This window comes from Methylobacterium aquaticum, assembly GCF_016804325.1.
GTDB classification, from domain to species: domain Bacteria; phylum Pseudomonadota; class Alphaproteobacteria; order Rhizobiales; family Beijerinckiaceae; genus Methylobacterium; species Methylobacterium aquaticum_C.
In genome coordinates this window covers 2,525,182-2,547,227 of sequence record NZ_CP043627.1, presented here as the reverse complement: position 1 = coordinate 2,547,227, position 22,046 = coordinate 2,525,182, and the positions used below count along the sequence as shown (strand labels likewise).

The window sequence follows — 22,046 nt, the reverse complement described above, 5'->3', positions numbered from 1 at the left end:
CGCTACAGCGGTGCCCGCGGGCGCCGGGCCGCGCGGCTGCCGGGAGGACGTGAGATGCGCGTTGCGATGGTGGGAGCGGGCTATGTCGGCCTGGTCTCGGGGGCGTGCTTCGCGGATTTCGGCCATACGGTCGTGTGCGTCGACACCGCGCCGGAAAAGATCGCAGCCCTCAAGGACGGCCGCATCCCGATCTACGAGCCCGGCCTCGACGCGCTCGTCGCCGAGAACGTGCGCCAGGAGCGCCTGACCTTCACCACGAACCTCGCCCAGGCCGTGGCCGGCGCCGACGCGGTGTTCATCGCCGTCGGCACGCCGTCGCGCCGCGGCGACGGCTTCGCCGACCTGACTTACGTCTACCAGGCCGCCCGCGACATCGCGGCCGCCGTGACCGGGCCGACCGTCGTCGTCACCAAGTCCACCGTGCCGGTCGGCACCGGCGACGAGGTCGAGCGCATCGTCCGCGAGGCGCGGCCGGACGTCGCCATCGCGGTCGCCTCGAACCCGGAATTCCTGCGCGAGGGCGCGGCGATCTCCGATTTCAAGCGGCCCGACCGCGTCGTCATCGGCGCCGACGACCCGGACGCCGCGGCGATCGTGAGCGAGCTCTACCGCCCGCTCTACCTCAACCACGCCCCGATCCTGGTGACGAGCCGGCGCACCGCCGAGCTGACCAAGTACGCGGCCAACGCCTTCCTCGCCACCAAGATCACCTTCATCAACGAGATCGCGGATCTCTGCGAGCAGGTCGGCGCCGACGTGCAGGAGGTCGCCCGCGGCATCGGGCTCGACAACCGCATCGGCCGCAAGTTCCTGCATGCCGGCCCCGGCTATGGCGGCTCGTGCTTTCCCAAGGATACCCTGGCGCTGGTCAAGACCGCGCAGGATGCGGGGAGCCCGGTGCGCCTCGTCGAGACGGTGGTGGCGGTCAACGACAGCCGCAAGCGCGCCATGGCCCGCAAGGTCGCTGCGGCCTGCGGCGGATCGGTGCGGGGCAGGCGGATCGCGGTGCTCGGGCTGACCTTCAAACCGAACACCGACGACATGCGCGAGGCGCCCTCGCTCTCGATCATCACCGGGCTGCAGGATGCCGGCGCGCGGATCGTGGCCTACGATCCGGAGGGCGTCGAGCAGGCCCGCCCGCTCCTGGCCGAGGTCGAATACGCCGCCGATCCCTATTCCTGCGCCGCCGGCGCGCATGCTCTCGTGATCGTGACCGAATGGGACGCGTTCCGGGCCCTCGATCTCAAGCGCCTGCACGGCGCGATGGCCGAGCCGGTGCTGGTCGACCTGCGCAACGTCTACCGGCCCGAGGATGCCCGCCGGCACGGCTTCACCTATGCCAGCGTCGGGCGGCCCTGACCGGTATGAGAGCCCGGATTGACGCAGCGTTGCCGTTGCGGGGGCGAGACGGTGCGCAGCACACTCCAGAATGATTCCGATTCCAGTTCCACCGATTGCCGGGAGCCAGCCGATGCAGACCTTCTTCGTCGAAATCAAGTGCCGCCTGGGCAAAACCTACACCGTGGCGAGCGCCCTGGCAGATCGCGAGATCGCTTCCGAGATCTACTCCACGGCCGGTCATTACGACGTGCTCGCGAAGTTCCACGTCGATGACGGGGTGGATATCGGGCATTTCGTGGCCGAGCACGTGCAGACCATCGCGGATATCCAGGATACCCGCACCATCATCACCTTCAAGGCATTCTGACGCAACCGCGGGAGCATTTTCCGACGGAATGGATGCCGGTTCGTCGCGGAAAATGCGGCAAAGACAAAAACTTGGAGCACGTCACGGTTGCAGCGCGATCGTGGCCTGCTCCAGCACGGGTGATTCCCGCCCCGGCCTGCCCCATTGCGACCCGATTCGTCGGGTCTAACGGATCCGGCGCGCCCCGGTCCGGCCCGGGTCGCGTCAAGCTCGATCGGACGGTGTGCGAGGTCTGGCAAATCTTCTCGATGACAGTGTTGTGTCGCATGTCAGGGCTTTGTCCCTGGTCGAGCGGCAGGACTTTGACTGATGAAGGTATGCCACACTTGGACCAAGTCTTGCGTCTTCGGGATGGTTCGCGCCGTCCCGGGGTTGGCGCGGCGCGGGCGTCATACTATGGGTTGGGTTGAATGCCCGGATGCGGCGCCGTCGCGTCCGGTCCTCCGTAAATGAGCGTGTAGCGAATCGAACGTGATACAGCGTCCTGACATCGCGATCATCGGTCGGGCCTGCCGGCTTCCGGGCGCCTCCGGCGTCGACAGCCTCTGGCAGATGCTCATCGAGGGACGGTGCGCCGTCTCGCGCATCCCGGAGGACCGGTGGTCCCTGGAGCGCATGGGCCATCCCCGGGCGCAGGAGCGCGGCAAGAGCTACACCTGGGCCGCCGGCGTCATCGACGATCCGTGGTCGTTCGACCCGTCCGTGTTCGGCATCTCGCCCCGCGAGGCCGAGCAGATGGACCCGCAGCAGCGCCTGCTGCTGGAACTGACCTGGGAAGCGCTCGAGAGCGCGGGGATGCGGCCGTCGGCGGTGGCCGGCAGCCCGATCGGCGTGTTCGTGGGCGCCTCCTCGCTCGATTACGGCAACCTGCGGGTGCTCGACACCGCCTCCGGCGACGCCTACGCGGCGACCGGCAACACGCTGTCGATCCTGTCGAACCGCATCTCCTACATCTTCGACCTGAAGGGGCCGAGCTTCACCCTCGACACCGCCTGCTCGTCGTCCCTCGTCGCGCTGGACGCCGCGGTGGCGGCGATCGCCTCGGGGCGGATCGACACGGCGGTGGTGGCGGGCGTCAACCTGCTGGTCAGCCCGTTTAACTTCGTGTCGTTCTCCAACGCCTCGATGCTGTCGCGGACCGGCCTGTGCCAGGCCTTCTCGGCGACCGCCGACGGCTACGTGCGCGCCGAGGGCGGCGTCGTCCTGGTGCTGCAATCGGCGGCGGCCGCCGCCCGCAACGGGTCGACCGTGCGCGGCGTGATCGCCGCCTCGAAGGTCAATTCGGACGGCCGCACCACCGGCATCTCGCTGCCCTCCGGCTACGCCCAGGGCGCGCTGCTGGAGGAGATCTACCGCGAGGCCGGCGTCGCCCTCGATTCGATCGCCTTCATGGAGGCGCACGGCACCGGCACGCCCGTCGGCGACCCGATCGAGGCCGGCGCCATCGGCGGCAAGCTCGGCCGCGGCCGCGCGACGCCCCTGCCGATCGGCTCGATCAAGACCAATATCGGCCATACCGAGCCGGTCTCCGGCCTCGCCGGCCTGCTCAAGGCCAGCCTCGCGCTCGAGCACGACCTGCTGCCGCCCTCGCTGCACAGCGCCGAGCTCAACCCGGCGATCCCGTTCGACGAGCTGAACCTCGCGGTCAACCGCGAGCTGCGCCCCCTGCCCCGCACCGGTGCGGAGCGCTTCGCCGGCGTCAACTCGTTCGGCTTCGGCGGCACCAACGCCCACGTCATCCTGACCGATCCGGCGCCGGTCGCGGCTGCCGCGGCGTCGGCGCAGCCGGCCCCGGAAGTGCTGCTGGTCTCGGCCCAGACCAAGGCGGCCCTGGCCGACCTCGCCCAGGATTACTCCACCCGCCTCGACGGGGCCGACGCGGCCGAGATCGCCCGCGTCGCCGCGGCGGCGGCCCATCGCCGCGAGCGCCTGCCGGTCCGCGCCGCGATCCCGCTCTCCGACCTGAAGCCCGGGGACGTGGCCGAGGCCCTGCGGGCCATCGCCGAGGGCGAGGAGACCCCGGCGGCGGTCGTCGCCACCGCGGTCGAGCGCGCCGGCGGCGTCGCCTTCGTGTATTCGGGCAACGGCAGCCAATGGGCCGGGATGGGCCGGGACGCCTATGCCCTCAACCCGGTCTTCCGCGCCCGCTTCGACGAGGCCGACGCGCTGTTCAAGCCGCTCGCCGGCTGGTCGCTGAAGGACGCCCTCTTCGCCGACGACCTGGAGAAGCGCCTCGCGCTGACCAGCGTGTCGCAGCCGCTGATCTTCGCCATCGAGGCCGCCTCCACCGCGGCGCTCAAGGCCGTGGGTCTCACGCCGACCGCGATCGTCGGCCACTCGGTCGGCGAGATCGGCGCGGCGGAAGCCGCCGGCATCCTGACGCTCGAACAGGCGGTGAAGGTCATCTTCTACCGCTCGAAGCACCAGGAGGCGACCCGCGGGCTCGGCACCATGGCGGTGCTGCTCGCCCCGGTCGAGGAGGTCGAGGCCTTCCTCGTCGATTACCCCGAACTCGACATCGCCGCCTATAACAGCCCGAAGGCCGTGACGGTGGCGGGTCCCGTGGCGGCGATCGACGCCGCCATGAAGGCGCTCGCCCGCAAGCGCCGCCGCGGCCGCAAGCTCGACCTCGACTACGCCTTCCACGGCCGGCTGATGAACCCGATCGAGGCGCCCCTGCGGCGCGACCTCGCCGGGCTCGCGCCCTCCGCCGGCACCGTGCCGCTCGCCTCGACGGTGACCGGCGACGTGCTCGACGGCGCCGCCTTCGACGCCGGCTACTGGTGGCGCAACATCCGCGAGCCGGTGCGCTTCAGCGCGGCGGTCCAGGCCGCGGCGCAAGCCGGCGCCCGGATCTTCGTCGAGGTCGGCCCGCGCCCGACCCTGCTGCCGCATATCGGCGACTGCCTCGAGCCGCTCGGCTTTGATGGCGCCACCGTCGGCGTGCTGCCGAAGAAGACCCTGGAGGCCGACCCCTTCCGCCGCGCGCTGGCGGCGGCGCTCGCCGCCGGTGCGGCGATCGACGAGGTGGTCGCCTTCGGCGCCGATCCGGCGGGCAGCGTGGCGCTGCCGCACTACCCCTGGCAGCGCAAGGTCTTCCGTCTCCCTGAGACCACCGAGGCGGTGAACCCGGCGAGCGCCCGGCCCTACCACCCGCTGATCGGGGCCCGCCAGGGCTCGGACGGGCTGGAATGGCTGGCCCATCTCGACGTCGCGACGGTGCCGGAACTCGACGACCACCGCATCGACGGCCAGGCGATCCTACCCGGCGCGGGCTTTGCCGAGATGGCACTGGCGGTCGGCCGCGAGATCGTGCGCTCGGAGAGCGTGACGCTCGCCGATCTCGAGATCCAGCAGCCGATGGTCTTCGCCGAGGACGCGGTGCGCGAGGTATTGTGCCGGTTCTCGCCGGGCGCCAACCTGGTGCAGATCCTGTCCCGGCCGCGCCTGAGCCAGGCGCCCTGGCAGCTCCACGCCGTCGCCAAGCTGGTCGAGGGCGAGACGCCGCTGCCGCCGCGCCTGACCGGCCGCGACATGGCCGCCCTGCCCTCCGAGACCACGGTCGAGGGTGAGGCGCTCTACGCCCGCGCCAAGGCCTCCGGCCTCGGCTTCGGCCCGTCCTTCCGCCAGGTCGCCCGCTCGGCCCGGCTCGACGACGTCACCATCGTCTCCGATCTGGTGCCCGCCGAGGCCCATGCCCGCTACGGCGTGGCGCCGGCGCGCCTCGACTCGTGCTTCCACGGCCTGATCCTGCTCTTCGCCGATCTCCTCGGCGAGGCGGCGAGCCGGGCCTACGTGCCGATCCGCTTCGGCGAGATCCGGCTCGTGCGCCCCGGCGCGGCCATCGCCCGGGCGGTGATCCGCACCCGGCGCTGCAACGAGCGCAGCATCCTGGCCGACTTCACCCTGGTGGACGAGGCCGGCGAGGTGATCGCCACCTTGCGCGAGGGCCGGTTCCAGGCCCTGCGGATGAAGGGCGGCAACGACCTCGACGCCTTTGCGATCCGCCAGTTCACCGAGCTCGCCACCGAGCCGACGGCGATCGCGCTGGAGCCGCAGCCGGCCGTCGCGGCCTTGGTCCGCCGTCAGGCCGGTTCGGTCACCGCGACCGGCGAGGCGGCTCTGGGCGCCGGCCACATGCTGCTCGAAGGCTGGGCGACCTCGCTCGCCGATCGGCTCGCCCGCGGCCTCGCGGTCGGCGGCGTCGTCGACGTCGCGGCCTCGCGCCGGCTGCCGGCGGCCCTGCGGCCCTGGCTCGTCAACCAGCTCCTGGCATTGGAGGTCAGCGGTCTCGCCGATGCCGCGGGTGACGGACGCTGGCGCCTGCGCGCCGACGTGACGCTGCCTGAGCCCGACGAGATCATGCGCTGGATCGCGGCGGATCACCCGGAGCTGTCGGCGGAGCTGCTGCTCTGCGCCGATCTTGGCGCCGTGGTGTCGCGGGTGCTGGCCGGCTCGCTCGCCGACGCCCCGTCCCTGCCCCAGGCGGCGCTCGATGCGTTCTCCTTGCGCGGCGCCACCGTGCGGGCCTCGGCCGATGCGGTGATGCGGCTCCTCACCGAGAGCGCCGCGTCGCTGCCGCGCGACCGGGCGCTCCGCCTGCTCCAGGTCGGCTTCGGGCCGCTCTCGGCCCAGGTCGCGACCTTCGCCGGCCTGCACGAAGCGCGCCTGACGGTGTTCGAGGCCGACCGGCGCCTCGCCGAGCGCGCCCGCCTCGCCCTGCCTGCCGGCGTCACGATCGTCGAGGATCCGGCGGCTCTCGGCCACGCCGCCTTCGACGCGGTGCTGGCGAGCGACGTGCTCCACCGCGCCTCCCGCGACCTCTTCAGCCCGCTCGCCTCGAGCCTTGCGGCCGGCGGCCTGTTCGCCGCGGTCGAGCCCGGCGCCTCGCTGTTCCGCGACATGGTGTTCGGCCTCGATGCGGGCTGGTTCGACGCCGACGGCGACGTTCCGGTCGGCCGCCTCGACGACGTGGCGGGCTGGCAGCGCTCGTTGAGCGCGGTGGGCCTCGTCAAGGTCGCGGCAGACCGCGCCGTCACCCGCAACGGCAACGACCTGCTGCTGCTCGCGGAAGCCCCGCCGCGGCCGAAGGCGGCGGCCGGCCAGACATTCGCCTTCGTGATCGGCTCCGAGGACGAGTTCGCGGCCGAGACCGCCTCGTCTCTGGCCACGCTCCTGGTGGCGAGCGGGGTCCACGTCTCGATCATCCTCGATTCCGAGGCCTCCTTGCGCGAATTGGAGCGCGAGACGCCCGATACGGTCGTCTACCTCGCCGGCGCGTTCAACCGCGGCGGCGAGCCGGCCGAGCGGCTGCGCGAGCGCTGCCTCGGGCTCAAGCGCTGCGTTGAGCATCTCGGCACCCGCCCGACCCGGCTCTGGGTGGTCTGCCCCGGCGCCACCCGCGACCGCGGCGGGCTCGCCTGCGGCGTCGAGGCCGGCATCTGGGCCTTCACCCGGACCCTCGCCAACGAGGTCGCCTCCCTCGACGTGCGCCGCATCGACCTCTCGACGGCGATCTCCTCGAAGCGCGCCGCGGAGCGCCTGCGCGACCTGATCCTGTCCGGCACGGCCGAGACCGAGATCGTGGTCGACGACGACGCCACCCGCGTGGTGCGCTTCTCGCAGGGCGCCCGCTCCGCCCGGCGGTCCGGTCCGGCGGCGCCTGCCGCGCGGCTGGAGCGCAGCACCACCGGCGGCCTCAACGAGATGCATTGGGGCCCGGCCGAGCGCGTCGCGCCCGCCCCGGCCAGATCGAGATCGCGGTCGAGGCCACCGGCCTCAACTTCCGCGACGTGCTCTGGGCCCTGTCGATGCTGCCCGAGGAGATCCTCGAGGACGGCTTTGCCGGCCCGCGGCTCGGCCTCGAATGCGCCGGCCGCGTCGCCGCGGTGGGTGCAGGCGTGACCGCGTTCAAGCCCGGCGACCGGGTGGTGGCCTTCGCCCAGTCGGGCTTTGCCACCCACATCGTGGTGCCCGAGATGGTCGTGGCGGCGGCTCCCCAGGGGCTGTCCTCCGAGGCCGCCGCCACCACGCCGGTGGCCTTCCTCACCGCCTTCTACGGCCTCGTCACGCTCGCCCGCCTCAAGGCCGGCGAGTGGGTGCTGGTCCATGGCGGCGCCGGCGGCGTCGGCCTCGCGGCGCTCCAGATCGCCCGGATGCGCGGCGCCCGGGTCATCGCCACCGCGGGCTCGAACGAGAAGCGGGCGCTCGTCAAGGCGCTCGGCGCCGAGCACGTGCTCGATTCCCGCTCGCTCGCCTTCGTCGACGACATCCGCCGCATCACCGGCGACGGCGTCGACGTGGTGCTCAACAGCCTGTTCGGCGAGGCGATGGAGCGCAGCCTGAATTCGCTGAAGCCCTTCGGGCGCTTCGTCGAATTGGGCAAGCGCGACTACGTCGCCAACACCCATATCGGCCTGCGGCCGTTCCGCCGGAACCTGTCGTATTTCGGCGTCGACCTCGACCAGCTGCTCCAGTTCCAGCCCGACGAGGGCAAGCGGCTGTTCCGCGAGGTGATGGCTCTGTTCACCGACGGCAGCCTGAAGGCGCTGCCCTACCAGCCCTTCGCGGCGGAAGAAGTCTCGGACGCCTTCCGGCTGATGCAGCAATCGGGTCACGTCGGTAAGATCGTGATCGCGCCGCCGAAGGCCGGCACGATCCCGGCCGAGACGACGAAGCCCTTCGTGGTGGCGCCCGACCGCGTCCACCTCGTCACCGGGGCTTGGGCGGCTTCGGCATCGAGGCGGCGCGCTGGCTCGCCGACCGGGGCGCGCGCCACATCGCGCTCGTCGGCCGCAAGGCGCCGACCGGCGAACCGGCGCTCTCGACCATCGCCGAGCTCACGGCCCGCGGCGTCTCGGTGCAGGTGGAATCCTGCGACATCACCGACCGGACTTCGGTCCAGCGCCTGCTGGGGCGGGTGGAAGCCAAGGGTGTCAAGCTCGCCGGCATCATCCACGGCGCGATGGTGCTGCAGGACGGCCTGATCGCCAACCTCGATCCGGCGGCCCTGGAGGCGGTAATCGCCCCGAAGGTGACCGGTGCCGGGCATCTCGACGCGCTGACCCGCGATCGGGCGCTCGACTACTTCGTGCTGTTCTCCTCGGCCACGACCTTCATCGGCAATCCGGGCCAGGGCTCCTACGTCGCCGCCAACGGCTTCATGGAGGGCCTCGCCCGCCAGCGCCGCCGCCTCGGCCTGCCGGCCCTGGCGGTGGCCTGGGGCGCCATCGGCGATGTCGGCGTGCTCGCCCGCAACAAGGCGGTGATGGAGACGCTGGCCGGCCGCGTCGGCGTCACCCCGGTCGATGCCCGCAAGTCCCTCGACCTGATGGCCGAGGCACTGGGCGTGCAGGGCACGGCGCCCGACGATGCGGTGATCGCGATTGCGGCGATGCATTGGGGCAAGGCGCGCGAGCGCCTGGCTACCTTACGCTCGCCGAGCTACGCCAGCCTCGGCTCGGAGCAGCAGGCGGAGGCCGGCGGCCAGGTCGCGATCAGCATCCCGGGCCTGCTCCGCGCCCACGACCTCGACGACGTCCGCAAGACCGTGGCGGACGCCATCGTCGAGGACATCGCCCGCATCCTGCGCCTGCCGAAGGACGACATCAGCCGGGTGCGCCAGCTCTCGGAGATCGGCCTCGACTCGCTCATGGGCGTCGAGCTCGGCGCCAGCCTGCAGGAGCGCTTCGGCCTCGACGCGCCGCCGTCGGGCGTGTCGAGCGGCCAGACCGTGACCGAACTCGCCGACACCCTGATCCAGTCGGTGGCGGCCCCGGTCGACGAGAGCGCGGCGGCGGTGGTCAGCCTGTCGCAGCGCCATGGCGGGGTCGAATCGGCCGATGCCGAGGCGCTGCAATCCCTCCAGGCGCTGGTCGAGAAGAACAGCCAGGACATCAAGGTCATCACCCAATGAGCAGCGGATCCTCCCACGGCGCGGGCGGGCGCGAGGCCCTGGCGGGCTTCGTCGCCGCCCGCCTCGGCAAGGCTCCGGCCCGTCCCGCCCCGGCCCGGCCGTCGCCCAAGCCGGCCCTGGCCCAGGCGCAGAGCTTCGACAGCCTGCCGGCCTACAAGGAGCTGAAGCTCCAGCGCTCGGCGGCCGACCTGATCGGCCTCGGCAACCCGTTCTTCCGCGTCCACGACGCCAAGGCCGGCGCGACGACGCGGATCGACGGGCGGAGCTTCACCAACTTCTCGTCCTACGATTACCTCGGGCTCAACGGCCATCCGGAGGTGAACGCGGCGGCGCAAGAGGCGCTGGCGGAGTACGGCACCTCGGCCTCGGCGAGCCGGATCGTCGCCGGCGAGCGCCCGGGCCATCTCGTCCTCGAGAAGGCGATCGCCGCGCATTACGGTACCGAGGCCTGCGTGGTGATGGTGAGCGGCCACGCCACCAACGTGGCGACCATCGCGGCCCTGCTCGAGCCCGGCGACGTGATCTATCACGACGCCCTGATCCACAATTCGGTGGTCACCGGCGCGCAGCTGTCGGGCGCCCAGCGCCGCAGCTTCGCCCATAACGACCTCCAGGCCCTCGAATCGCTGCTGCACGCGACGCGCCACGAGCACCGCCGGGCGCTGATCGTGATCGAGGGCCTGTACAGCATGGACGGGGACGCCCCGACCTCGCCGGCGTGGTCGCCCTCAAGGAGCGCTACGGCGCCTGGCTGATGGTGGACGACGCCCACGGCCTCGGCGTGCTGGGCAAGGACGGCCACGGCCTGCACGAGCATTGCGACGTGCCCCCGGCAGCGTCGACATCTGGATGGGCACGCTGTCGAAGACGCTGTCCTCCTGCGGCGGGTACGTCGCGGGGGCCGGCGCGCTGATCGAGCTGCTGAAGTGCACCGCCGGCGGCTTCGTCTACTCGGTCGGCCTGTCGCCGCCGCTCGCCGCGGCCGCGACCGCATCCCTGGCGCTCATGCACCGCGAGCCGGAGCGGGTGGCGCGGCTGCGCCGCAACGGCGCCCTGTTCCTCGCCACCGCCCGCGAGCGCGGCCTCGATACCGGCACCAGCCTGGGTCTTGCCGTAGTGCCGGTGATCCTCGGCGATTCGCTGAAGGCCGTGACCCTGTCCGACCGGCTGTTCAAGCGCGGCATCAACGTGCAGCCGATCATCCACCCGGCGGTGCCGGAGCGCTCGTCGCGCCTGCGCTTCTTCATCACCTCGGAGCATAGCCCCGAGCAGATCCGCGAGACCGTAACGGCTCTGGCGGATGAACTCGACGAGCTGAACCAGGGCGGGTCGCTGGTCGAGCGGCTGATGTCGCGGCGGGCGTGAGACCCGGGGGAGGCTTTTTGGGCCCCTCCTGCGGATCTGAAACCCTCAATGTCATCCCGGGGCTCGGCGCAGCCGAGAACCCGGGATCCATAACCGCTGACGCCTCAGAAAAGATCGGAACGCGCTCCGCCTCGTCCTGCATCGTCGGCGGTTATGGATCCCGGGTTCCGCTGCGCGGCCCCGGGATGACGAGGAGGGTAAATTCCAGTTGGGAGTGTATCGGCATTCGCGATGCCGCCCGCTCATGGCTTGAGCGACAGGCTCAACGCCTCCCTCAGATCCCCCGCATCGACCAGCCGCCTCCCCCGCCGTTTCAAGTTACGCAGCTGCGCCGGGGTCGGGAAGCCGCAATAGGGCAGGACCGGGACGCTCCGCCCCTCCGGCAGCGCGCCCGCCCGCTCGGCCTCGGCCAGAACCCCCTCCAGCAGCGGCCGCCCGGCCTCGTGCAGCAGGATCGCCGCCCGCGAGGCGGTGACGCCCTCGGGCAGCGCCACCGGTGCCTGCGCCAGGATCCCGCCGGCATCGATCGCCGGGGCCAGCCGATGCACCGTGACGCCGAAATCCGGCTTGTCTTCCAGGAGCGCGTGCAGGGTCGGCACCGGCCCGCGGTGGCGCGGCAGCAGCGAGGGGTGGACGTTGAGCCCGCCCTTCGGGGCCGCCGCCAGGGTCGCGGCGTCGAAGATCTGGTCGAAATGGAATGACAGGATCAGCTCGGCGCCGTGCTCCCGCAAGAGCCCGGTCGTCTCCGGCCCGTTCACGTCGGTGATGGTGGCGTGCGGCAGGCCGAGGCGCCGGCACAAGGTGCGCAGGGGCGTCGCCTCCGGCACGTCGCGGCTGCCCGACAGCGCCTGCGTCGCGGGCGCGAGCCCCCGGACGAGGTCGGGCAGGCCGAAATTCACCGCCAGGTACGGCAGGAAGCCGGGGCCGGAGCGCCCGAGATGGCGCCGCACCTGGCCGGCGAGCCCGCCGGTGCTCGGCCGCTCCGGGTCGGACAGGCCGACGAAGGCGATCCGCGCGGCGTTGTCGGCGACGAAGCGGCGCACGGCCCGGGCGTTGGGCAGGGCTTCGAGGGTGAACAGGGCGATCCGCACCGGACTTTACGTCTCCATAACCGTCAGGGTCAGCGCTGCTGGCGCTCGCTCATCCGGAAGCTGAAGCCGCGCATGCCGAGGCGGCGCCAGGATTCCGGGATCAGCGCGGCGCCCCGCGCCGCGGCTGCCAGCGCCGCCGGGAAGGCGACCACCGCCTCGTCGCGGGCCAGCCCCTTGGCGATGCGCCTCGCCGCCGCCTCGGCGCTCATCTCGAGCGGGCGCCAGCCCTCGTAATCGGCGCCCATCGCGGTCTTCACGTAGCCCGGGCAGACCACGTTCATCCGTACGCCCTTCGGCGCCAGCTTCTCGCGCAGCGCCAGGCCGTGGGCGAGCAGCGCCGCCTTGGTGCCGCTATAGGCCGGCGCGTCGGGGAGCGGCGCATAGGCCGCGAGCGAGGAGATCAGCGCGACCTGGCCCTTGCCCCGTTCGGCCATGAGGGCGACCGCCGGCAGCGCCACGTTGAGGGCGCCCATCAGGTTGACGTCGAGGACCAGGAAGGCGGTCTCCTCGGTCTCCAGGCCGCCCTCGGGATGGCCGCCATTGACCCCCGCATTGGCGATGACGAGGTCGAGGCCGAGCCGCCGGGAGACGTCGCCGATCCAGGCCCGCACGCCGTCCCGGTCGCGCACGTCGAGGGGCCGGGTCTCGACCGCGGCGCCCTTGCGCCGGCAGAGGTCGGCCACCGCCTCCAGGCGCTCGGGCCCGCGGGCGTTCAGCACCAGGGTCGCGCCGGGGGCGGCGTAATGCTGCGCCAGGGCCGCGCCGATGCCGCTCGAGGCGCCGGTGATCAGGATGACGGGCAAGAGCGGTTCTCCGGCAAGGACGGTTCTCCGGTATCGATCGGGACGCGGCGGCACGGCCCGCGCGTGTAGCACGGCGGCCCTCGTCGAGCGCGGAAAATTCCGGTAACGGCGGGACCGGAAAAATCAGAACGACTTTAACGAAAACCGGTGCAGGACAGGATCGGACCCGTCGAGGTCCGGTCTCGTGCGCACAGGGCGCGTGCTTGACGGGGCCGGAGCGATATGGAACGGCCCCTGCTCCGGGTTGCATCGCCTGGGCGGGCAGGGCTGGGCGGGCACGGTCCGCAGTGAGTGAGAGGCGGATGGATCGCGGCAAGCTGAAGCGGTTGTGGCCCCGGATGCCCTCGGAGTCGGAGGGGCCCGGTCCGCGGCGCTCGCGCCGCCTGGGCAGCGAGCCGACCTCGCGGCGGGTGCGGCTGAGCGACCGGTGGGACGAGGGCTTCCTGCGCCTCGGCGATCCCCGGCCCGACCGGTCCATGAGCTACATCATCGACGGGCTCGGCATCCATTACGATGCCACGGCACCGAGCGAGCTCGAGGTGATGCTCGAGGAGGGCGGCTGGGAATCGGATGAGCTGATGGCCCGCGCCCGGGACGGCATCGCGCGCCTGCGCGAGGCGCGGCTGAGCCTCGACAACGACCCGCGCCGCCGCGACCTGCCGGCGCGGACGGATAGAGCCCGCCGGCGGGTTGTGATCGTCGACCAGGCGGCCGGCGATCCGACGGTCGGCTTCGGCCTCGCCGGCGCCAGCGCCTTTACGGCGATGCTGGCGGCCGCCGCCGCCGACGCGCCGGAGGCCGAGCGCCTGGTGGTGATGGATCCCGCCGCTCCCGTGGGCCGGCGCGGCCATATCGACGCGGCGGCGGCGGAGGCGGCCGGCGCACGCCTGGTGAGCGGTCCCGTCACCGCCTGGTCGGTGGCCGAGGATTGCGACCGCGTCTACGTCGTCTCGGCCCATGCCGGCTTCGAGGCGGCGCTCGCCGGTACGCCGGTGACCTGCTTCGGCCTGCCCTTCTATGCCGGCTGGGGCTTCACCGACGATCGGCTGCACCTGCCCCGGCGCACCCGCCATCGCCGGCCGGACGAGGTCTTCGCCGCCGCCTACCTCGTCTGCTCGCGCTATTTCGATCCCTATTCGGGGGCGCCGGCCCGGTTCGAGGACGCCGTCGCGACGCTTGCCCTCATCGCGTCGCGCTGGCGCGAGAATGCGGTGCCGACCCTCTGCGTCGGGTTCTCGGCCTGGAAGCGGGACTGGATCACCAGGACTCTCTCGGCGCCGGGCCACCGCCCGGTCGTGCGCCGGGGCGACGCGCCGGTGACGCCGGCGGAGCTGTCGCAGGTCCGGCGCGTCGTGGCCTGGGCCAGCCGGATGCCGGACGGCCTCGAGGCCGCCTGTCGTGCCGCCGACCTGCCGCTCCTGCGGATGGAGGACGGCTTCCTGCGCTCGATCGGCCTCGGGGTCGCCCTGCGGCCGGGCGCCTCGCACGTCCTCGACGCCACCGGCGTCTACTACGACGCCACGGGCCCGAGCGACCTCGAGCACCTGCTCGAGACCGGGACGTTCTCCGGCGATCTCCTCGCCCGGGCGGCCGCCTTGCGGGAGGCGGTCGTCGCCGCACGGGTGAGCAAGTACAATGTCGGCAGCGCCGCGATGCCGGCGATGCCGCGGCCGGGCCCGGTGGTGCTGGTCGCCGGCCAGGTCGAGAACGACGCCTCGATCCGCTTCGGCGGTGCGACCGTCTCGGGCAACGCCGCGCTCCTGCGGCTGGCCCGCGAGCGCAATCCCGGGGCCGTGATCGCCTTCAAGCCTCATCCGGACGTCGAGGCGGGCCTGCGTCCCGGCTGGGTGCCGCCGGACGAGCTCGCCGCCCATGCCGACGTGGTCCTGCGCGACGTCTCGGCGATCGACGCCATCGAGGCGGCGGACCGGGTCGAGGTGATGACCTCGCTGATCGGATTCGAGGCGCTCATGCGCGGCAAGGCCGTGACCACCCACGGCCTGCCCTTCTATGCCGGCTGGGGCCTCACCGACGATCCGGGCTGCCCGCGCCGCACCCGCCGCCTGACGCTCGACGAACTGGTGGCCGGCGCCCTGATCCTCTACCCGCGCTACGTCGACCCGCGCACCGGCCTGCCCTGCCCGCCCGAGGTTCTGGTGCAGCGCCTCGCCGAGGGCGACCCGGAGCTGGCGCGCCGTGCCCGCACGCCCGAGGCCGTGCTCAAGCAGGTCTGGTCGGTGATCTGGCGCCGCGTGCTGCGGCGGGGATGATGGCGGCGGCCCGAGCGCGTGGGCAGCCCTTCGCCATGAAAAAACGGGGCCGTTGCCGGCCCCGTCGGGTTCATTCTCGTTCGGTGACTTGTCGCGGTCAGGCGTTCTGCAGCGCCTCGATGCCCGGCAGGTCGTCGCCGGTCTCAGGCGTGGTGCGGGCGCGGGAGCGGACCTCGAGCCACGCGCCCTGCGTGAGGTCGAGGCGCGAGGCCGTCGCCTCCACCGCCGCCGCCATGCCCTCGCTCTTGTAGTAGACGCCGCGGATCTGGATGTTGGCGACGATCGCCTTGATGAAGGCGTCCCAGAGGTCGCGCCGCGGCGCCTCGGCCTTCGTCCAGAACGTCTCCAGCGCGCCCTGGTAGGTCAGGCCCTGGATGTCGTAGATCGCAGCACCGAGCGTCATGGTCGGCTTGTTGGCGCGCATCGACCACAGGCCGACGGTGCTGTTGACCGTGACGACGCCGCGGCAGCCGTCCAGCATCGCACCGAGGTCGCCGCCATCGGCGAAGTCGACCCGGTCGGACACGCCCCACTTCTCCGCCGAGCGGCGCACGATGCGCGCCCAGTTCCGGATGCCCGGATCCAGCGGGTGGATCTTGACGAGCAGGCGCGACTCCCCCGGCGCGTGCTCGGCGAAGGAGCGGATCACCGCGTGGATCGGCGTCTTCAGGTCGAAGAATGGCGAGTAGGCGCGCAGCTGGAAGTCGTTCTCCATCTGCAGCGGCAGCACGTAATAGGTCGTGCCGGCCTCGCGCAGGCGGCGCACCAGCGCGTCGACCCGCGGGCCGGTGCGCTTGGAGCGCAGCATGTGCAGGGCGGTGCCGAGATAGATCAGCGCGTTGTGATGCACTTGGTGCGACTTGTAGCCGGGATAGAGCCACCAGAGCCAGTTGCTCATCAGGTGGTAGGCCATGTCCCAGACCGCCTGGAGCCAGAAGCTGTCGCGGTAGCGCGGCACCAGGTCGGGCTCCGGCGCCTGGGCGGCCAGCGCCAGGACCGCCTCCGGGTCCTTCGGGAAGCAGCTGTCGCCCGACATGCCGTCGCGCTCCAGCGTGATCCAGTCCGGACGCAGGTAGCCGAAATCCGTCACCGTGACGTTCAGGCCGCGGGCCTTGGCGGCGGCGACCGCGACCTTGTGGTAGTAGCGCTGCTCGCCGAGCAGCATCAGGTCGGTCACGCCCTCGCGGTCGATCAGGTCGGCGATGAAGGCCGGCCAGGTCTCGCGGGTGCCGCGGAAATTCACCCCGCCGGCGCGGCGCCAGAACATCCAGTCGCCGAAGCAGAGATTCACCCGCAGGCAGCGGTGACCCCGCGCCTCCAGCGCGTCGGCGACCCGGGCGAAGAACGGCGTGATCGGGCCCTGCAGGAACAGGAACACCTGGCGCCGGCCCGGACGGACATCCTGATGGCGGGTATCCTGATGGCTCGGTTCGACGGTTCGCGCGGGATCAGCTCTCACGGGCACACCTCGGCTCTGGGCGGGATCCGGCGACCGGGCGCGGCCTGCCGGTGGAGCCCTTAAGACGGCGAAGGCCCGAGCACGCTGCTGCCAGCTTGCCCGGACGGACATTCGGGCGCGCATCCTCGCGCGCGAGCCGCTGACGACGCGGACAGTACCGCCCGGACCGGTGCGGACAATGGCAAGCCTGCAACACTCACGAAAAATCGCAGGGCCACCATCGTGCGACCGCGGCGGGGGCCGTCGCGATCGTCCGGTGGGCGGATGCCGCCATTAGGCCGATGATCTGGGCAGGAACGTGGACGGGGCGGGACTTATTCCCGCGATTCACACGCCATCCCCAGGCGACGTTGCCCTCGCGCCACAGCCGGTGCCCCTGCCGCCACGCTCGCGACGCATTTGCGGCCGAGGTGCCGGTGTCCGGTCCTTCAGACGTGGGCCCCGTGCAACACCGGTGCCGCTTATGGGCGCGGAGCGCCGCGTTGATCGCTCCCCGCATCCCGGAAGGGCCGGCGGGATGCTAGGGAAGAGCGGCGAAGCGTGGCCGCGTTCGGCCGCAGGTCGACCGGCTCCCCATCGCGCCGGACGATCGAACGGGACGGATGCCGGTGCGCCGGCATCGATGGAGCGGGAAGACCGGCAGGGCCGTCGCGGGCGGCCCGGGTGGTTTTTGGAGGGTGGTGCATGGTGCGCGTCGGTATGCCAGCGGTCCTGGCGGCTGCTTGCCTCATCGGAGGATGCAGCAGCTTCCTGCCCGCGGCCGGGCCGACGGCGAGCGCGGTCGTTGAGGGCGCCGACGTGGCGACCGACCAGGGCCTGCTCGCCCGCTACGAGATCGTCGACGTCGACGCCGCGGTGGTCGAGGCCCTGCGCGGCCGACCCCTCGACAGTCTGCTCGCCTCCTTCGGCGACCGCCGCCCCTCGGTGCTGCCGGTGATCGGCGTCGGCGACGGCGTCACGGTGACGATCTGGGAGGCCGGCAGCGGCGGCCTGTTCTCCGCCCCCATGGTCGGGGGCCTGTCCACCGGCTCGAAATCCTCCAGCATTCCCGAGCAGATCGTCGCCCGGGACGGCACGATCTCGGTGCCCTATGCCGGCCGCATCAAGGTCGCGGGCAAGCGCGCGGCCGACGTGCAGGCGCAGATCGAGCAGGATCTCGCCGGCAAGGCGATCCAGCCGCAGGTGCTCATCACGGTGAACTCGCCGCTCAGCACCAGCGTCACGGTGCTGGGCGAGGCGGCGGCGGCGGGCGGCGGTGCCCGCCTGGCCGCGGCCCGCGGCGGCCCGGCCTCCAGCCTCGGCGGCGGCCGCGTGCCGCTGACGGAGAAGGGCGACCGGCTGCTCGACGTCATCGCCACGGCGGGCGGGGTCGCGGCGCCTGTGAACGAGACCTTCGTGCGGCTCTCACGCGGCTCGGCCACCGCGACGGTGCCGCTCACGGCGGTCGTCTCCAACCCGCGCGAGAACATCTTCCTGCGCCCGGGCGACACGCTGACCCTGGTGCGCGACCCCCAGACCTTCCTGGCGGTCGGCGCCACGGGGGCGAATTACGAGATCCCGTTCTCGGCCGAGGGCATCACCCTCGCCCAGGCGCTCGCCAAGTCCGGCGGCCTGCGCGATTTCCAGGCCGATCCGGCCGGCGTGTTCGTGTTCCGGTTCGAGCCGGCCTCGGTGGTGCGCCGCCTGCGCCCCAGCAGCCCGCTCCTGTCCTCGAACTTCGTGCCGGTGGTCTACCGGATCAACATGCGCGATCCCAACAGCCTGTTCGTCTCCCAGGCGTTCCGGATGCGCAACCGCGACCTCGTCTACGTCTCGAACGCCCCCTTCACCGAGGTCCAGAAGGTGCTCAGCGTGTTCTCGACCGTCACCTCGCCGATCGCGTCCGGCGCCTCGCTCTACGCGGTGACCAAGTAGATTTCGGACATCCCCGAAACGGAAACGGGCCCCGCAGGGCCCGTTTTTTTATTGTCCGAAGGTTCGGGGGGAGAGGGGCGGCTGAGCGCCGCCCCATTCGCCGCTCAGCGGCTGAACTTCTTGTACTTGATCCGGTGCGGGATGGTGGAATCGACGCCCAGGCGCCGCTTCTTGTCCGCCTCGTAATCGGCGAAGTTGCCCTCGAACCACTCGACGTGGCTGTCGCCCTCGAAGGCGAGGATGTGGGTCGCGATCCGGTCGAGGAACCAGCGATCGTGGCTGATGATCACCGCGCAGCCGGCGTAATCCTCCAGCGCCTCTTCCAGCGCCCGCAGGGTGTCGACGTCGAGGTCGTTGGTCGGCTCGTCGAGGAGCAGCACGTTGGCCCCGCTCTTCAGGATCTTGGCGAGGTGGACGCGGTTGCGCTCGCCGCCCGAGAGCACGCCGACTTTCTTCTGCTGGTCGGAACCCTTGAAGTTGAAGGCGCCGCAATAGGCCCGTGAGTTGATCTCGCGCTTGCCGAGATACAGGATGTCGTTGCCGCCCGAGATCTCCTGCCAGACGGTCGCGTCGGGGTTCAGGGCGTCGCGGGACTGGTCGACATAGCCGAGCTTGACACTCTCGCCGACGCGGATGTCGCCCTTGTCGGGGGTCTCCAGGCCGTTGATCATCCGGAACAGGGTGGTCTTACCGGCGCCGTTCGGGCCGATCACCCCGACGATGCCGCCCGGCGGCAGCTTGAACGACAGGTCGTCGATCAGCAGCCGGTCGCCGAAGGCCTTCTCCAGGTGGTCGAACTCGATGACGTTGTTGCCGAGCCGCTCGGCGATCGGGATGACGATCTGGGCGGTCGAGGGCCCCTTCTCCTGCGACTTGGCGACGAGCTCCTCGTAACGGGAGATACGGGCCTTGGACTTGGCCTGGCGGGCCTTCGGCGAGGCCGAGACCCATTCCTGCTCGCGCTCGATGGTGCGCTGGCGCGATTCCTCCTCGCGGCCTTCCTGGGCGAGGCGCTTCTGCTTCTGGACCAGCCAGGACGAGTAGTTGCCCTCGTAGGGGATGCCCCGGCCGCGATCGAGCTCGAGGATCCAGCTCGTGACGTTGTCGAGGAAGTAGCGGTCGTGAGTGACGATCAGGATCGCACCCGGGTAGTTGCGCAGGTGGCCTTCGAGCCAGCCCACGGTTTCGGCGTCGAGGTGGTTGGTCGGCTCGTCGAGGAGCAGGAGTTCGGGCTGCCACAGCAGCAGCCGGCAGAGCGCGACGCGGCGCCGCTCGCCGCCCGACAGGGTCGCCACGGCGACGTCGTCGCCCGGGCAGCGCAGGGCGTCCATCGCCTGGTCGACCTTGGAATCGAGATCCCACAGGCCCTTGGCCTCGATCTCGTCCTGGAGGCGGGTCATCTCGTCCGCCGTCTCCTCGGAATAGTTCATCGCGAGCTCGTTGTAGCGATCGAGGATCGCCTGGGACTCGGCGACGCCCTCCATCACGTTCTCGCGGACCGTCTTGTCCGGATCGAGCTGCGGCTCCTGCGGCAGGTAGCCGACCCGGGCGCCCTCGGCCACGAAGCCGTCGCCGTTGAACTCGGTGTCGATGCCCGCCATGATCCGCAGGAGCGTCGACTTGCCGGCACCGTTGACGCCGAGCACGCCGATCTTGGCGTCCGGGTAGAAGGACAGGTGCACGTTGTCGAGCACCTTCTTGCCGCTGGAATAGGTCTTGGTCAGACCCCGCATGTGGTAGATGAATTCACGGGCCATGGCGGTGATCCTTCAGGGTTCTGGCACGCGGTCCCGACCGGATTCGGGGCGGGCCGGGCGGATGATCGTGACGATGATCCGGCCCGACGGGCGCCGGCGCGGGCGGCCGCGCGTGGGAATTGGGAGTGCTCCCGCGCTTACCAGGGCCGCCAGGGGGGTGCAAGGCGGGGTGCAGGGCGGCCCGTGGACGCCCTCACCCGAACGGGTTCCTGACCTCCGTCGTCGCGACCCGGACCTCGCCGGCCCGCTCGGGGAGATCGGCCTCGCGCTCCAGGGCCGCCACGATCGCCGCCAGGGTCTTGGCCAGCGCCTTCGCCCGTTCCAGGCTCTCCCGGTCGCGGGCGAAGTCGAGGGAGCCGTGCAGCGCGATCCGCGCCGTTCCGTTCTCGAGTGTCAGGCCGCCGAGGGTCTGGACGGCGGCATCGTCGGCGAAGGGGGTGAAGGCGGGCGTCGCGTGCGCGGGCATCTGGAGCGTCTCGTCAGAACAGCGAGCGGAGGAAGTCGCGCCAGGCGCGACGGGCGGCGCGGCGCAACTCGGCGGCGAGCCAGTCGAGGACGCCCGGCTCCCGGCGGCTGCGCGGGCCGCCGGCATATTCGTCGCGCCGCGGCTCGGGCAGCGTCATGATCCGGCGACGGACCGAATTCGGCAGGTCCGGGAAGGCGACGATGCCGCCGATCTCCGCGAGCCGGTCAAGGGAGATCGCCTCCCAGGCCTCGCCCGGGGCGGCGTTGCGGGCGAGATAGACCCCCGCCTCGCCGCGGTTGGCGTCGTAGACCGCCTTGAACAGCCGTGTCGGGATCAGCACCCGGCCGCGCAGCGACTGCACGCTCGCGCCCTCGAAGAGCGGCCCGGTGACGACGAACAGGTCGCCGCGCTCGATCGCCAGCGCCCGCACGCTGCTCTCGATCCCGGCCCAGAGCCTGCGATTGAGGTCCGGGGCCTGCGGCACGATGTTGGCCAGGCTGAAGGATTCGCTTTGCGCGCCCGGGCTCGGCATGTCGCCCGACGGTGCCATGTGACCCCGGTCCCATCCGCTGCCGGCGTAATCCGCGAGGTCCGAGCGCGCCGCCGCCGGAAGCCTGTCTTCCTCGTGGAAGGCATCGACCCGGTCGATCCGGCGGGCGGCCTCGACCCGCGCGGCGGTGAGGTGTTCGGCGGCGTAGAGCGGCGTGCGCGACAGGCCCGAATGGAGAACCGCGAAGGCCTGGTAGCACAGGAGCGTGGTGTCGGCGGAGAGCCGCGGATTGGTCAATGCCGGGGGCGTGCCACCCGCGAAATGCTCGGGACAGTTCCGCGCCAGCGCCGGAGCGGCCGGGACCACCAGGAGCAGCAGGAGGACGCGCCCGGCCGCCGGCATCCGGGGGCGGAGCGTGGCGATGCCGGTCACGCGCAGATCCGGACCCGTCGCGGGCCCTCGGGCGTGGGGCGCACCCGCCAGGTACAGGCGGGGATCCGCCGCCGCGAGACGGTGTCGCAGGTGCGGTCCGCGCGCGTGCAGCGGGGCAGGTGCGGCAGCCAGGCGGGATCGAGCGCGGGGTAGAGCGGCAACGCCCGCGCCTCTCCCGCCGGGAGGAGGCCCGCCGCTGCCAGCAGCAAGCCGAGGACGAGCCCGCGCGCCGGTATCGACCGTCCCATCTGACCTCCGTGCGGGATGCGTATAGGCGCAATCGCGCCGTCTCTCCCGCATTCTAGGGCATGCCTGAGCGGCTGTCGCGTCGCGGCTGGAATTCACCGTGAGTTCAGGATGTTCTTCGGAGTTGCTA

General features: G+C 71.8%; 11 protein-coding genes and 2 pseudogenes. 6 read left to right on the top strand and 7 right to left on the bottom strand.

Annotated features, from left to right (window positions below; genetic code table 11):
* The first annotated feature begins 54 nt into the window (after positions 1-54).
* The 4 genes and pseudogenes from F1D61_RS11460 (at position 55) to F1D61_RS11445 (ending at position 10,988) form a co-directional block, all read left to right on the top strand.
* A complete protein-coding gene (locus F1D61_RS11460) occupies positions 55-1,359 on the top strand; it encodes a UDP-glucose dehydrogenase family protein (RefSeq protein ID WP_203157973.1) in 1,305 nt (434 codons plus the stop codon).
* A gap of 112 nt (positions 1,360-1,471) precedes the next feature.
* Positions 1,472-1,708, top strand: a complete 237-nt coding sequence (locus F1D61_RS11455) for an Lrp/AsnC ligand binding domain-containing protein (RefSeq protein WP_048426071.1) — start codon at positions 1,472-1,474, stop codon at positions 1,706-1,708.
* Positions 1,709-2,179: 471 nt separating this feature from the next.
* Positions 2,180-9,623: pseudogene (locus F1D61_RS11450) on the top strand (SDR family NAD(P)-dependent oxidoreductase).
* Positions 9,620-10,988, top strand: a pseudogene (locus F1D61_RS11445) (aminotransferase class I/II-fold pyridoxal phosphate-dependent enzyme). The pseudogenes F1D61_RS11450 and F1D61_RS11445 overlap by 4 nt, the downstream one beginning before the upstream one ends.
* A gap of 242 nt (positions 10,989-11,230) precedes the next feature.
* Here F1D61_RS11445 and F1D61_RS11440 read toward each other — a convergent pair.
* Both F1D61_RS11440 and F1D61_RS11435 read right to left on the bottom strand, forming a co-directional pair.
* Complete coding sequence (locus tag F1D61_RS11440; protein WP_203157971.1) at positions 11,231-12,079, bottom strand: formyltransferase family protein; 849 nt, start codon at positions 12,077-12,079, stop codon at positions 11,231-11,233.
* Positions 12,080-12,108: 29 nt separating this feature from the next.
* Positions 12,109-12,882, bottom strand: a complete 774-nt coding sequence (locus F1D61_RS11435) for an SDR family NAD(P)-dependent oxidoreductase (protein ID WP_203157969.1) — start codon at positions 12,880-12,882, stop codon at positions 12,109-12,111.
* Positions 12,883-13,184: 302 nt separating this feature from the next.
* Between F1D61_RS11435 and F1D61_RS11430 the strand changes: the two genes are divergently transcribed.
* Positions 13,185-15,152 (top strand): capsular polysaccharide biosynthesis protein, encoded by a 1,968-nt coding sequence (locus tag F1D61_RS11430; RefSeq protein ID WP_203157967.1) that lies wholly within the window; start codon positions 13,185-13,187, stop codon positions 15,150-15,152.
* Between the two features lie 97 nt (positions 15,153-15,249).
* Here the strand turns inward: F1D61_RS11430 and F1D61_RS11425 are convergent, their stop codons facing one another.
* The gene (locus tag F1D61_RS11425; protein WP_203157965.1) at positions 15,250-16,611 is read right to left on the bottom strand and encodes a capsule biosynthesis protein; all 1,362 of its coding nucleotides are present in this window, start codon (positions 16,609-16,611) and stop codon (positions 15,250-15,252) included.
* A 684-nt stretch (positions 16,612-17,295) separates the two neighbouring features.
* Between F1D61_RS11425 and F1D61_RS11420 the strand changes: the two genes are divergently transcribed.
* Entirely contained in the window at positions 17,296-18,525 is a 1,230-nt protein-coding gene (locus F1D61_RS11420; RefSeq protein ID WP_203157963.1) for a polysaccharide biosynthesis/export family protein, read from the top strand.
* Between the two features lie 104 nt (positions 18,526-18,629).
* On the opposite strand, the gene ettA is transcribed toward F1D61_RS11420, so the two are convergent.
* From ettA to F1D61_RS11400, 4 genes are all read right to left on the bottom strand, one after another.
* The gene (gene ettA, locus F1D61_RS11415) at positions 18,630-20,282 is read right to left on the bottom strand and encodes an energy-dependent translational throttle protein EttA (RefSeq protein ID WP_203157961.1); all 1,653 of its coding nucleotides are present in this window, start codon (positions 20,280-20,282) and stop codon (positions 18,630-18,632) included.
* A gap of 193 nt (positions 20,283-20,475) precedes the next feature.
* Positions 20,476-20,748 carry a hypothetical protein gene (locus F1D61_RS11410; RefSeq protein WP_203157952.1) on the bottom strand — a complete coding sequence of 91 codons (273 nt, stop codon included), beginning with the start codon at positions 20,746-20,748 and terminating at the stop codon, positions 20,476-20,478.
* 13 nt (positions 20,749-20,761) lie between these two features.
* Entirely contained in the window at positions 20,762-21,640 is an 879-nt protein-coding gene (locus F1D61_RS11405) for a DNA/RNA non-specific endonuclease (protein WP_203159019.1), read from the bottom strand.
* 26 nt (positions 21,641-21,666) lie between these two features.
* Complete coding sequence (locus F1D61_RS11400; protein WP_203157949.1) at positions 21,667-21,918, bottom strand: hypothetical protein; 252 nt, start codon at positions 21,916-21,918, stop codon at positions 21,667-21,669.
* Positions 21,919-22,046 lie beyond the last annotated feature (128 nt).